Source organism: Methylobacterium terrae, assembly GCF_003173755.1.
Lineage (GTDB): Bacteria > Pseudomonadota > Alphaproteobacteria > Rhizobiales > Beijerinckiaceae > Methylobacterium > Methylobacterium terrae.
In genome coordinates, this window is sequence record NZ_CP029553.1 from 3,373,414 (window position 1) to 3,386,088 (window position 12,675).

13 protein-coding genes are annotated in these 12,675 nt (G+C 60.4%); 8 read left to right on the forward strand and 5 right to left on the reverse strand.

Annotation, left to right across the window (positions count from 1 at the left end):
• Positions 1-35 precede the first annotated feature (35 nt).
• The gene (locus tag DK419_RS15535) at positions 36-1,754 is read left to right on the forward strand and encodes a hypothetical protein (protein WP_109959869.1); all 1,719 of its coding nucleotides are present in this window, start codon (positions 36-38) and stop codon (positions 1,752-1,754) included.
• A 3-nt stretch (positions 1,755-1,757) separates the two neighbouring features.
• Entirely contained in the window at positions 1,758-3,986 is a 2,229-nt protein-coding gene (locus tag DK419_RS15540; protein WP_109959870.1) for a hypothetical protein, read from the forward strand.
• A gap of 54 nt (positions 3,987-4,040) precedes the next feature.
• Here DK419_RS15540 and DK419_RS15545 read toward each other — a convergent pair whose 3' ends face one another.
• The gene (locus tag DK419_RS15545) at positions 4,041-4,772 is read right to left on the reverse strand and encodes a hypothetical protein (protein ID WP_109959871.1); all 732 of its coding nucleotides are present in this window, start codon (positions 4,770-4,772) and stop codon (positions 4,041-4,043) included.
• A 453-nt stretch (positions 4,773-5,225) separates the two neighbouring features.
• Here DK419_RS15545 and DK419_RS28650 point away from each other — a divergent pair, with 453 nt between their 5' ends.
• A complete protein-coding gene (locus tag DK419_RS28650; protein ID WP_162561246.1) occupies positions 5,226-5,627 on the forward strand; it encodes a hypothetical protein in 402 nt (133 codons plus the stop codon).
• 90 nt (positions 5,628-5,717) lie between these two features.
• Here DK419_RS28650 and DK419_RS15550 read toward each other — a convergent pair whose 3' ends face one another.
• A complete protein-coding gene (locus DK419_RS15550) occupies positions 5,718-5,996 on the reverse strand; it encodes a helix-turn-helix domain-containing protein (RefSeq protein ID WP_342587193.1) in 279 nt (92 codons plus the stop codon).
• Between the two features lie 125 nt (positions 5,997-6,121).
• On the opposite strand from DK419_RS15550, the gene DK419_RS15555 reads away from it, so the two are divergent.
• The 5 genes from DK419_RS15555 to DK419_RS15570 all read left to right on the forward strand — a co-directional run bounded on the left by DK419_RS15555 (position 6,122) and on the right by DK419_RS15570 (position 8,618).
• Complete coding sequence (locus DK419_RS15555; protein ID WP_245442459.1) at positions 6,122-6,382, forward strand: hypothetical protein; 261 nt, start codon at positions 6,122-6,124, stop codon at positions 6,380-6,382.
• Between the two features lie 69 nt (positions 6,383-6,451).
• A complete protein-coding gene (locus DK419_RS15560) occupies positions 6,452-7,255 on the forward strand; it encodes a hypothetical protein (protein WP_109959874.1) in 804 nt (267 codons plus the stop codon).
• A 134-nt stretch (positions 7,256-7,389) separates the two neighbouring features.
• Positions 7,390-7,614 (forward strand): hypothetical protein, encoded by a 225-nt coding sequence (locus tag DK419_RS28655; RefSeq protein ID WP_162561247.1) that lies wholly within the window; start codon positions 7,390-7,392, stop codon positions 7,612-7,614.
• Between the two features lie 63 nt (positions 7,615-7,677).
• Complete coding sequence (locus tag DK419_RS28660; RefSeq protein WP_162561248.1) at positions 7,678-8,340, forward strand: hypothetical protein; 663 nt, start codon at positions 7,678-7,680, stop codon at positions 8,338-8,340.
• Positions 8,337-8,618, forward strand: coding sequence for a hypothetical protein (locus DK419_RS15570; protein ID WP_109959876.1), 282 nt, complete (start codon positions 8,337-8,339; stop codon positions 8,616-8,618). The genes DK419_RS28660 and DK419_RS15570 overlap by 4 nt, the downstream gene beginning before the upstream one ends.
• 651 nt (positions 8,619-9,269) lie before the next feature.
• Here the strand turns inward: DK419_RS15570 and DK419_RS15575 are convergent.
• The 3 genes from DK419_RS15575 to DK419_RS28665 form a co-directional block, all read right to left on the reverse strand.
• Complete coding sequence (locus DK419_RS15575; protein ID WP_162561249.1) at positions 9,270-10,154, reverse strand: S1 family peptidase; 885 nt, start codon at positions 10,152-10,154, stop codon at positions 9,270-9,272.
• A gap of 124 nt (positions 10,155-10,278) precedes the next feature.
• The gene (locus DK419_RS15580) at positions 10,279-11,100 is read right to left on the reverse strand and encodes a CHAP domain-containing protein (protein WP_109962335.1); all 822 of its coding nucleotides are present in this window, start codon (positions 11,098-11,100) and stop codon (positions 10,279-10,281) included.
• Positions 11,101-11,160: 60 nt separating this feature from the next.
• Complete coding sequence (locus tag DK419_RS28665) at positions 11,161-11,907, reverse strand: hypothetical protein (RefSeq protein ID WP_162561250.1); 747 nt, start codon at positions 11,905-11,907, stop codon at positions 11,161-11,163.
• Positions 11,908-12,675: the final 768 nt, after the last annotated feature.

Below are 12,675 nucleotides of genomic sequence, written 5' to 3' on the forward strand. Positions count from 1 at the left end.
TTGCACCATGCAACTCATTCTTGGGAGGTAACCGCATGGCCTTCGGTCTTGGCGGCCTATTCGGCGTTGATGATTACGGCCGACCGATGCTCGGACAGCAGCCCGGCGGCAACCAGATGCCGGCCCCGTCGCCCTACGCCTTTGCGGGTGGGATGCCGGGGCTCGGCGGTCAGCCGACCGGCGGCCTGCCTCCGGGCATGGGTGGCCTGCGGGCGTTCGGCGCCTTGCCGATGCCGGAGCCTGAACCCCAAGCTCCCGGGGGCTCGCCCCTGAGTTTCGGACCGGGCTCTGCCGCCGGGGGGATGCCGCTGCCGTCGCAGGCGGCTCCTAACCGCGACGCATCGGTGCCCCGCATCCGCCCCTTCGGTGCCCTCCCGGCCCGGCCCGTGGATGACGACGCTGCGCCGGAGGGCGGCATGTCGAACCCGCCGCTCCCGCCGCCGCGGCCGACAGAGTTCGGCGGCACGGGCAGTTGGGATCCGCCAGCGGAAACCACACCCCAGGCTGTGGCTGTCCAGGGTGGTGCGCTTGGCGGCGAGGGGCCGAGCATGTTTGATAGGTTCCGGTCGGGGATCAGCCCCTATTCCGATCTCCTGATGGGCGTCGGTATGGGTCTGATGACGAAGCGCGGGATCGGACCCGCCATCGCTACCGGCGTGCAGTACGCCGACCAGCTGTCGAATTCTTCCCAGGCCCGGGATCTCGCCAGCGCCAAGCAGGCAGAGTCCATGCTGAAGCTTCGGCAATCGCTGGGCAACAGTGATCAGCTTGCCCAACTGGCGATGCAGAAGAACCCCGGCATGACGCTGCCCCAGGCGCGGGCCGCCGTCGCGAACCAGTCCTACGCGAATGAACTTCTGAAGGGCTTCGTGCCTCCGACCGAGCAGTACCGCCAGGAGACGGACGACAAGGGCAACACCTGGAACGTGAACACCCGGACGGGTCAGCGCACCGTTGCGCTCCAGGCCAAAGACGGGTCCTTCACACTTGGCCCCAATCAGGTTCGGTACGACGAGGCCGGCAACGCCGTAGCGCGCGGCAGCCCAGGCGCGCCGCAGGTCAAGACCTTCACCTTGTCGGACGGCTCGAAGGTCGACCGACAGCTGAACCCGCAGACCGGGGCGTGGGAGCCCGTAAATTACGGGGGTGCCCCGCCCGAGGCGAATGCGGCCACGAACCCCTTCGCCACCGGGCGCTTCAACAACGATCAGGGCAAGGCGGCCGGCTTCACCGATCGCATGATGGGCTCGGAGCAGGTGCTTCGTGGTCTGGAGGACATCAACAGCGGGCTTGGCGGCGGCGCGGCGGGATCCGTCAGCCAGTTCACGCCGAATTCCTTCAAGACCTCGGATCGGCAGCGGTTCGAGCAGGCGAAGAAGGACTTCGTGAATTCGCAGCTGCGGCGTGAGTCCGGTGCGGCGATCTCTCAGAAGGAGTTCGAGAACGCCGACACTCAATACTTCCCGCAGCCCGGCGACGGTGCCGACGTGATCGCTCAGAAACGCGTGAACCGACAGCGGGCGATCGAGGCCATGGGGCGCGAGGGCGGTCCAAGCTACGTCCCGCGCAGCGTGTTCGACCAGTCGGGGGCCATCGTGCCTTACCGTCCGGGCGGTCAGGGCGCCGCGCAGCCGGCCTCGTCACAGCAGCAGAGTGCCCCGAAGCCGTCCGCCGGGGATCGCTTTCGCCAGCTTCAGGGCTCCGGCCTCTCCCGGCAGGAAATCTACTCCCGCCTCCAGCAGGAAGGGTACTGACGGATGGCCGACGCCTTCGACCTCGCCGATTTCGAGCGCTTCAAGTCCCGCAACCTGCTCCCCCGGGCTGGGGGACGGGGTGGGCCGCCGGTCGCTGTCGGAAACCCGTTCGAGCGGCCTGCTGCCGAGTTCGATCCCGACGACTTCGCGAAGTTCAAGGCGGAGGCCACCGCCCGGGCTGCCCCGATAGGGGGCGGCGAGGCATTCCTTCGCGGCGCAGAGCAGGGCGCCACGTTCGGCTTTGGGGACGAGGCCCGCGGCCTCCTGGCGGCCTCGCCGATGCGCCAGCAAATCGACGCCGGCCCGGGCGACGGATCGATAGGCGACAGGCTCAGGCAGGTCGCGGCGTGGAACCTCCGCAACGGTCCTCTCGGCCTGATCGCCCAGGGCGCTGAGGGAGCCGCCCGCTATCTCCGCGCCGAGGCCGGGGCAACCGAGGCCTACGATGCCGCCGTAGCCGCCAACCGCCAGGATCTCGTGCGAGCCCGGGAGCAGCACCCATACCTCACCGGCGGCGGCGAGGTAGCCGGCGGGGTGGCTGCGACCCTGCCCTTGATGGCGGCGGCACCGGCGGCGTTCGGTGTCGGCGGTTCGACGATCGGTCGCCAGATGGCGATGGCGGGGGGTAGTGGGGTAGCCCTGGGGGGCTTGACGGGTTTCGGCCAGGGCGAAGGGGAATCGATCGACAGGGCGGTGAATGCCGGATGGGGCGCGGCCGCTGGTGCTGTTGGCGGCGCGGCAGGTGTCCCGGCCGGCGCTGCTCTTTCCCGTGCCGTCCGCGGAGCCGCCTCACTCCTGCCCGAGCGGGTTTCTGGCCTAAGCGCCCGCACAACGAAGGAGGCGGCCCGGGCTCTCACCGAGGCGGGGCCGGATGCAGTACAGGCCCGCCTTGCGGAGCTTGGTCCGGGCGGGATGCTCCTCGATGCGGCGCAGCCGTTCCTCGGCCGTGCTCAGGGCCTCGCCGCGAACCCTGGCGCCCCGGGCGAGAAGGTCGTCAGCACCTTGCGCGCTCGCGATGCCGGAACCGATGCGCGCCTTGCCCGCGGCCTCGAGGAGGCGGTCGGCCCTGCCCCTGTGCCGTCACAGGTCGAGGCTCAGTTCGTGGACAAGCGGGCAGCGGCGGGACCTCTGTATGAGCGAGCCCTGACGCACGAGGGGGCGATCGACACGACCGAGGCCCTGACGGAGATCGGCCAGCGGCTCAACACCGCCGCGGGGGCCGAGCGGGCGGCGCTCCTGCGGGCTCGGGATCTCCTGACGCAGCAGACGGACCGGGGCCTCGTACCGCGCTCGGATGCCCGCTACCTCCACAACGCCAAGGGCGCGCTGGATGAGCTGATCGACTTCGGAGACCAGACCATCGGCGTGCCGCGGGGCGCCCTCAGCAAGGAAGACGGTGCGCTCGCCCGGGTACGGGGCCGCCTGAATGGCGCCCTGGAAGCCCAGGTGCCCGGATACGCCGACGCGAACCTTGCGTATCGTACCGCGGCCAGGGCGTCGGAGGCGCTGGAGAGCGGGCAGCGTGTCCTCGGCGGCGGGGACAGGGCGATCCACCCTGCCGACTTCGCGGCCGACCTTGTGGGCCGTCCGATCGAACAGCAGGCGGCCTTGCGGGCCGGTGTGAGGGCGGACCTCGACCGCACCGTGGGGAACGCCGCGAACGACCTGACGGCGCTGTCTGGCGAGTTGAAGCGGCCGGCGGACTGGAACCGCCAGAAGCTTGAGACGACGTTTGGCCGGGACGCCGTGGATGCGCTCGCGGTCACGATCGACGCCAACGCGGCGATGCGCCAGAGCTTCAACGACGTGGCTCGCGGCTCGCAGACCGCACAGCGCAGCCGCGGTGCCGACGCCATGTCGGTCCGGGACCTCATCCCGAGCGGGAAGGATGCCGGGCTGACGGCCGTGGCGGCGGCGATCGGCGGATGGCCGGCAGCAGCGGCCCCGGCGGCGCTGCGGGGCGCCCGGATCGGGCTCAACGCCGTCGGCCGCGCCTCTGACAGGGCTCGCAATGCCGAGTTCGCCGACATCTTGACCCGCCAAGGCGCGGATCGGGACGTGCTGGTGAGCCAGCTCGTCGCCCTCCTGGAGGGGCGGGCTACCCGCGGGATCGTTCCGGGCTCCTACGCCGATGCGCTCGCACGCCAGGGCGCCGGCTCGCTCGGCCGCGAGCGCGACGTGGTAGCGCTTCCTCGCGGCGTCCTGCCCTTCGGGGCGCTGCGAGTACCGTGAGGCTCTAACTCAACGAGGTGGCGGGCCGGCCCCGTGAGGAGCCTGCCTACAACCTCATGCCACCTTCGAGGCCGGGTTCGAGATAAAGCTTAGGAAGGTGTCACCGAACTCCGATGTGCGTTTCTCAGTAACCCCAGTAGCGGTCATCATGGTGTTCATGCTCGCTCCATTGGTCAGACCTTCCCGTTCAAGCTCGCCCAAAACTCGTCCTAGTAAGACCGGGTTACCAGTGGTTTCCGGCAATGCCGCGTGTATGATTTGCCCGAGGGAGCCGGTCATCATGCCTTCGGCTCTTGCGGCGGCCTTCGGATTGGCTGCTGGATTAGCGAGTAGCTTCAGAACCTGAAAGTGCAACGTGGAAAATCGATCGACGTAGCCGAGGAATGTCTTCTGTAGCACTTCATCCAAGTGTATTCCAGCCGCCGCGTTGAGGACGGCATTCCGCAGGGCATCCAGCTTCTCGGCGCGGTGTGTAGTCATCGCGATCCGGCTGGCTTCGGCGACAGCACTCAAGAATTCTTCGTCGTCGGCCAAGTTCGCGGGATCGAACCCGTCGAAGCGGTCTTGCATCTCTCGCAGGCTATCACCCACAGCCGCAAACCAAGCCTCGCGACGGCGCTCAAGCGGCTCGCCGATGAATTGGCGGACGATCTGCTGCACCCCGTAGCTTCCGCCCGGCACCACGGAGGCAGCCGCGTCGAGCGTCCCCATGGCGACGTGGTAGGCAGCCGATCTCTTGTCATCCATGGGGAAGGCTGGGATCCGCTCGGGCTTCTCGTCGCTCATGGGGTCGGATCTCATCGGGGATAGGCTTGCTGCGACCGAGAAAGTAGGTAACTCGGTCACGCCTGACAGCCGCCAGAACGAGGCACTATCAGATCTACGACCCTGACCACGGCAAAGCTTGCGACGGTGCTGCGACCCTGCCGTTCCCAAGCCTACGCCTCGGCGAAGCCTCTCTAGTGCATTGGCACCGACGAACGAAGCACCCGGTCGCTCGCTAACTGCCTGCAGCCGTGTAGGAAATTCGAGCGTGCGGTGTACCTTATGAAGGCGTCAGTGCACTAGCGCACCCTTATGGGCGAGGCTCCGCGCTCCTCGCCCATAAGGATAAGCCTTCCGCCTGGGCGGGGGCATGCGTCACGAGCGCCCTAAGACTAAACGCGACGCCAAATTGAAACTCGTCTAGGCTCACGAGGAGCAGCGCCGCTGTGGCGCTGCGCCCTCGGGATTCAGACAGTGCTTCAGGCCACGGCTCTGGCGGTGATGCTCTTAAGCGTATTCTCGGCCTTGTTTGCAGTGCTATTGCTTGTGAAATACTTCGTTGTAGGTGGAGTTTTTTGGGTAGCTGGTGATCATCTTAACGATATTTTACTTGTGCTGGCTAACAATTTTGGCACAGCGGGACCGTTAATATTTGTAGTCTTGATGGCCGCATCTCTTTTCACTCTGGGCGCTTGGCTTGGTCGTCGAGAGGATCGCAAGCAGGTCGCAGAGACAGGTACCTTGGATTTGCGGCGTAACGTCAGCGGCATGTCGCGTGTGGAGTGGTGGCGATCAGCTGCGATCTTGGCGACACCGGCCGTGATCTTGGCTGTGGTCGTCGCCGTCTACCTGCTGACGAAGGCGTCCCCGACATAGCGAGCCCCGCCGGCCGGGTGGCCTGACGGGGCGCGAAGCCGGTAGCCTGAAGGGCGAATTTCCCCGGGGGCTAGACCATGGCTCCCCTCCCTAATGCTCCTCGCGCGTCCCATCCGACCGATTGCGAAACCGGATCCCGGCACCGCCGCCGTTCTCGGGGATGAACTCTAGACCGGCCTCCTCGAACACCCTCCTAAGCAACTCAAGCGTCGATCTTTTGGCCTCGCCGTTTTCTGCCCTGTTCAGGGTGTTGCGATGAAGGCCGGTTTTCTCAGCTAATGTTGGGTTCGACCACCCAAGAGCCGCCTTGGCCATCCGGATCTGTTCAACGGTGAGAAGGGGTGGGTTTTCGGGTTGGCCCGGACTCATGTGCTATCAGCACCATTTTAGGGTTGACGGCACCGGCTGTTGGCACCATAAAGGTGCTCATAGCACATAAAGCGCCCGGGACCAAGCTGATGGCCGCCACCCGACAGATCGATTGGACTGCTGCGATGCACGCCGTTGCTGCCGATCGCGCCAAACGCCCAGCGGGCCTCCTCGCCGCCCGCAGCCTGATCGCCGCCACTAGCGCCAAGCGCCGCCCCCTCGTGGTTGCTGGCGCCTACGACAGGGCCGCGATCATGTCGGCCGCCATCGCCGCCGCTCGCATCCATCAGGGCCGCACCGACTCGACCTGGGGCGAGGCCCTGTCCGTCACCCTCAAGGCCACCTGGCAGCTCGCCAAGGCCGCCCGCACCGCTAAGGCGCACTGATCCGCCCGGGGCGGTACCCCGGACCACGCACCAACACAACCCGACGATTTCCTGCCCGGAGCCCCGCTCATGGTATCGATGACGCTCGCCCTTCTCACGGCCTTGCCTGCCCGCCGCGCCATCGGGGCCGGCGCCGCCGCCCTCCTCGCCGCGCCCGTCAAGGCGCAGGTTGCGCCTTCGACCCGCGTCCATGCGCTCGCCCTGCCGGCGCCCGTGGCCGTTGCCGACCCAATCCTATCGGCCATCCGTGCCCACCGCCGCGCCTGGGCGGCCTTCCAGGTCGCTCCCGACGAAGAGGCGTCCGAGGCCGAGGAAGCCGAGTACGAGGCCGCGCAGGCCCTCCTTGGCGTCACCTGCAGCACCCGGCCGGGCGCACACGCCCTGATCGCACACCTTCGGTGGTACGTCGCCGAGGAGGTCGACAACCTGCTGACGGCCGGGCTCGGCGGCTGCCATCTGGGCTCGCAGCTCAAGGCCCGCCTCGCCGAACTGGTGATGTTCGTCCCCGAGGCCTCACCCCCGGCCGTGATCGCCCTCCCGGCGCCCCGAGGCCCGAGCCCGCTGCTCGCCGCGATCGAGACCTACCGCAGCGCCAACCTCGCCGTGACCCAGGCCGTCGCCGACTATGTGCGAGCCGAGCAGGACAGCGCTCCCGACGAGCCCCTGATGCTTGCCATCGCCGATCGCGCCAGCGACGAGGAGGTTGCCGCCCTTAACGCCTTGCTGGCGCTCACTCCGGCCAACGCCGAGGAGGTGCGCACGCTCGCGACCTATCTCGCGGAAGTCTCGACCGACTTCGACAAGGGCGCGTTCGGCGCATGGCTGTTCCAGCGCTTCGCCGTGATGCTCGCCAACGCCGCGGCTCAGGCTTGAGGGCTGGACCGATGGCATCCGCTCCCCGGCGCCCTGCCCCGCCCGTCGTTACTCAGTCGCCCGCGGCGCGCAGCTACTTCACTTCGCGCGGCTATCTACGCCGGGCGCCCGCTCCGCCGCCTGGCGTAGAGGGATTGGCCGAGATCGAGACTTGGGAGGCTGCTCACGCCGCCTCCGCTGTTCGGCCGGACACCCCCTATGTCCGGGCCGCTCGCTTCCTGAACGCCACCGGCGACCTGCTAGCGGTTGCTCTCGTCGTTGGTTCGATGGACCTCAGCCTCCCTCGCCTCACGCCGGCCGATGAAGATCTGAGTCGCTATCAGATCCCGAGCGCTCCGCGCATCAAGCCGCGCTGCTGATTCGCAGCACCGTCGTCAGCGTCGGACGCACCTCCCTGAACCTCACGAAGATGGAGACCACGTATGCCCAATGCATCGAAGGCGCGCCCCACGGCGCCGCGGAACGGAAGGCCCCATTCTGGCAAGCAGGTCAGCCTGCACGAAAGAGCCGCAGCGCTGCGTGCGGAAGCCGAACGCCTGCTCGCCCGGGCGAACCGCAAGGCGAAAACATCGTCTGTGGACGGTGATTCCAACTGGTTGTCGAGTCCGGTCGCCGCGAGTCACCATAATAGTCGCAAGTTTAGCGACGCGCTCGGCAGCGCATCAGCTGCCCGTCGCAAGCCACTGCGATCAGGTGACGCCATGGGCTTCCATGCAAAAATCGACACTGATTCGTCGGTCGTTGTCGGCCAAAACTTCGCCTTGTCGGCCGACAAGCCCAAACAAGCCAACAGGGCTGTGAGAGGTGCTAGGGTTGCATCTCTCAGGCTGCAGGACATGTCGATAGGCGAGCTCTCCGCGCTCCTGAGCGTTTACGAGCAGGCCGCCCGTGCCTTCACTCGGAACGTGTTTTGGCCTGAGCTGGGCCCCCACGGTTTCTGCAGGGTCGATGACGAGGCAGAACGGTGTGCGTCCATCCAGCGGGCCATCCTCGACGAGTTCGGATCGCGGTCGTCGGCATCGGACGCTGACCAAGCCGATATCACTGATCCCGCTGAGGCCTCGAACGGGAGGCGGCATCAGTGACCAACGTCATCCCATTCCCCCGTACTGCGGCCGGAATTTCGGCTACGCGCATTCCCCGCGCAGAATTCGAGCGTCTGGCCGAACTCGCCCTCGACGTGGTCGACCGCATCATCCTGCTACTCGACGAGGCCGATGGCGATGCAGAGGCCGAGGATGGGGGCGACTGCGAGCCATCCCTGGGAGCGCCGGAGGGCCATGCTTCGCAGATTATCTGGCTACGTGGCGGAGACGACGACCGCGAGCACGACACTGCCCCCATAGCTACTTGGAGCGAGTGACACGGCACTCGCTCAGCTCGTCCTGCAAAGCCGCCGCCCGGGCCCCGGGCGGCGATGCTCCGACTAGCGTTATGCGCCGCTGGGTCGATGCCGGCAGCCATCAATCCTGATAGTTTATGCAATAATCGCTAGAAAATTCAGTCCTGAAAATATTTATGATCATTTATACTGTAGGAATTTCGATATATCTACGTTGAGTTTGGATAATAATCTTACGTTTAATAATTATGATTGCTAGTAAATGTTATATTAGGGTACGATATTAATCGTATCCATGAGCGATTATTTTTCTAACTTGGCTCGCACGGCAGCCTAAAGGCCGATCCCACCGCTCTGGATCGCGCGCTCAAGTTTGTTGCCGACGCCAAGGAAGTCTCACAACCGGACATCGGCTTAAATGCTCCAGATTGCTGCCGCTCATCCTGCGAGGGGGTCCTCGAAAGACCGAAACTGCAAGTGATTTGTCACGGGCACCAGCACTGTCGCGACGCTGAGCCCTCGACACCAATCCCTAAGTGATTTCATCCTAATTGTGCGACAAAATTACCGACTTAGCTGCAATTTTTTAGGCCGCGGCAATCATACAGAGAGCTATTTTCATTATTCTAATTGAGCATTTCATGAATTAAACCGATAATATAATTAAAAAGGTTATCTATTTTGATTCAAATAATCATCCCAAATGCTTTTTTCCACCTGAGGTGTGATTGTCTGTTCGATTTTTGAAGGATCAAGCTCAGATTTATTTGCCGTACCCCTTTGTATAAACAGTGTATCGGCTGTTTTACTTATGATTAAATCCTTGTTATTTGGATCAGATGCAGCTGATTGCGCTAGAGCAGAAGCTGCGTCTTCAATAATCTTGCTTGATAAACGCTCACTTACTCCATCTGTTACTTGTAGACCTACTCCAGATCCGCCAGCTTCCGCATCAAACATAAATAATTCAGCCGGATTGCATGTTTTCCCGTCGTTCTTTACACCGTTCTTACGCATGAGAAATCTGATATTTCCCGCCGCTTCCATAAAGCTATAGCCAGGGTGAGTCTCGCTTTTGGCGCGGGTCATTCCCACAACGTTGAACTGATATATAACCGGACCACCACTTTCTCCCGGCTCCGTGAAAGGTGGTGTCAAGACAACGGACGGGGCAAACTCGTTATCTTTTTCTCCGATATCTATGGGAACAGCCATAGCATCTTGAAGATCGTGGGGTATGCCGAACCGAAGTCCTTTAGATGCATAAACATCGGATGAAAGCACACGCAGTGCGCAAAAACGAGACGGAAGGGGCTCTTTGATTTTTAGAAGCGCTACATCATTATAACTATCAATGATTTCTGCGAGACGCAGACTGCCCGGAAGTCTTGAATTTACTGTAATGATTGGGTTCAAGCATTTATTATTTAATTTAAAGACGTGCGCCGCAGTAATTGCATAATTAGAGCTAATTAGAAATCCCGTTCCCTCAGAACGACATATATTTTCATTTTTATCGTTAAAGACAGGTAAGTTATTTGAAACTTTTACTTTCAAAACGGAGTTTCGATACGTGCTTCTAATGAGATCGTCTACATCTGACCCAAACGCGTCCGAGGCTGTGCTCAAGTACGAGAAGAAAAGTAAGCATATTATGCCACGTCGTTGCATCTTTACAGCCTCATCGCACGTTAACATATTTCATAAAGCGGCTTCCCGTTGAGGTTTTCATGTCGGCAACAGTAACAGCTCCATTGCATCCCTTCTGACTTTGATTTCCGCCCAATACACGAACCAATCCATTCGAAGTACCAAGGACAAAAGCTACGTGGCCGGAGCCCCGACATGCAGCTGTAAGCGAATCTGTACCCGGATCTTTGAACACGGCAATGTCACCGCGTTTCGGATACGCCACTGAGTCCCAACACCGGAACGACCCCGAGCTTGCATTGTTGGTAGTGTGATCCCTAAGAGTCTCGACTTTGAATGGTTTTCCGTTCTGTGAGAAAGCACCAGGAGAACTACCTATTTCGTCACGTGACGATGCTTTGGAACGAGCCAAACACCAGTTTACAAAAGCTGCGCACCATGCTGTTGTGTCTCCTTCTGGGCTTGTCTGTGTCGCGGAGAAAAAGTGGAAGATGAGCGGGTTCGCACGGACTGGCCATTCGCGCGCATATGGTTGAGACTCGGCTCCGTAGGCACCAGAACCCACAGCAAGAAAATACTGTGCAATATCTATTGGTGCGACGCCAAAAGGTGAACTGACGAGGATGTCATAGGCGTGATCAATTTCGTCAGTCGACGGTGGTGCAGCCCCCACCGGACGAGTGGCAGAGTAGATTGCTGGAGGCTGATCGGCATTGCCGGCTAGATCCGACGGCAGTGGAGGTACTGCACCTATAATCTTTATATCGGTTGCATCATCATTCGCTCTAACCGACGGGATACGCCCTGCTGTGAATAAAAAAGTTGATCCTAGGATCAAATTTCTTCGGTCCATGTTCTTCCTCCCTATGATGATAACAGCACTTTTGATCAGGGAATAAATTAGATCTGCGATTTAACACCAAGGAATGCATACTCTTTTGTTTCCTACCTTGCCAACGGCGATAGGTGCGGGGGACGGAACATCACGCAATACTGTATTTGGCACCGAATTTTGCCCGCCAAATACTTGCTTTGGGTTATTAAAAATTGAGTTTTGGCCGCCAATCACTTGCCCAGAACTATTGATTGCTGAATTTGATCCACCCGCTAATGAGGCAATATTCCGCACAACGAATCCCTTGTTTCCGACAAGATCGTTTTTGTCGCCAAAACAGCCTTTATTTCCTCCAATTCCATATTCAATGCATTTAGTTAGTTCATGAGCGGTTAGTCGGGAAGCAGCGCAGCTGGCGGCAAAGTAAGGCTGATCGGCGCCCGAACTTATGCATTGCATGACAATTTGCTGTTCAGAGCTTAGGTTCAGATTGAGAAATTTATTTGCAGCACAATTCCCGAATTGTTGAAGGTCGCCTTGCGACAGCACTGCGCAATCGACGGCAGCGCGAGTTACAGGCGATGTGTCGCGACCAATAATTACACGAATAGCGCAAGCATTGAACTCATCTCCGCGATTACCGCAATCCAAGATTTGACGTTGATCTGAATTCAGTTTTGATGCTGTTGTAACATTCGAAAAACACTGAGCAAAGGCTTCAGCTTTACCTGAACTTAGCGATGCACAACTTATCGCCCTTATCTGATCAGCAGTAATTTGTGAGCCGATAAGTCCCCTACCTGCGCATTGTGCGAACTCACTCAAGTTCCCGCTTGTAGTCTCTACGCAAATAATTAATGCAGCGCTTGTTTTGTCTAGGACTAATGCGCCACGTGTACATGTGAGAAACTTTTCCACATCGACACGTGCAGTCTGTTCTGTCGCACTTGCGCATTGTAGAGCACCGGTTACGGAGTCTGACGAGATCGCCGCGTTCACATTTGGTATGTCATTGCCTGCACGCTCCAACGACCCTGAATTCAGCTGCGTATTCGTAGAAACGCTATTTGTTTGAGAACTATAGGGATTTTGACCTCCACCGTGAGTTGAAATCCATTGCGCGACTTCTCGACAAGGTCCTGGGCCGATAGGCCCTGCACAGATTGGCCCTTTTAGTGGATCTACCCACATTACCTGAAGTGGTTGGGCGCGCGCAAAACGGACCTGTACTTGAGCTATTGAGACAAGTACCATTATAGCTATAATCTTCCACATGGTATACATCCACTAGTAGACTCTGTAAGATTGAACATCTTCTAGAACTCAGATAACAGCCACGCCGTCTCCTTTTAGCTCATGAGAGGTGTGGCAAAATCGTTGACAATTCTCGCGTGAAAGTGGGCCCTGAGTCAAGAGCTCGTCTTGGGCATATAGTGCGCAGATTGATTCGAATGGTCGTAGATTGTTATAGCCAATCGCTATCTCGATTCGGCGACCGCCTGACAGAGAATAATTCTAATAATGTATCTATATTTAAGTTGTATAGACATCGATACTCAACACTACAATATATGGAAACTTGTATTTGTGTTC

Coding starts and splice junctions, on each gene's coding strand:
- DK419_RS15535 (WP_109959869.1), top strand. CDS start 36: ATGGCCTTCGGTCTTGGCGGCCTATTCGGCGTTGATGATTACGGCCGA.
- DK419_RS15540 (WP_109959870.1), top strand. CDS start 1,758: ATGGCCGACGCCTTCGACCTCGCCGATTTCGAGCGCTTCAAGTCCCGC.
- DK419_RS15545 (WP_109959871.1), bottom strand. CDS start 4,772: ATGAGCGACGAGAAGCCCGAGCGGATCCCAGCCTTCCCCATGGATGAC.
- DK419_RS15550 (WP_342587193.1), bottom strand. CDS start 5,996: ATGAGTCCGGGCCAACCCGAAAACCCACCCCTTCTCACCGTTGAACAG.
- DK419_RS15555 (WP_245442459.1), top strand. CDS start 6,122: ATGCACGCCGTTGCTGCCGATCGCGCCAAACGCCCAGCGGGCCTCCTC.
- DK419_RS15560 (WP_109959874.1), top strand. CDS start 6,452: ATGGTATCGATGACGCTCGCCCTTCTCACGGCCTTGCCTGCCCGCCGC.
- DK419_RS28660 (WP_162561248.1), top strand. CDS start 7,678: ATGCCCAATGCATCGAAGGCGCGCCCCACGGCGCCGCGGAACGGAAGG.
- DK419_RS15580 (WP_109962335.1), bottom strand. CDS start 11,100: ATGGACCGAAGAAATTTGATCCTAGGATCAACTTTTTTATTCACAGCA.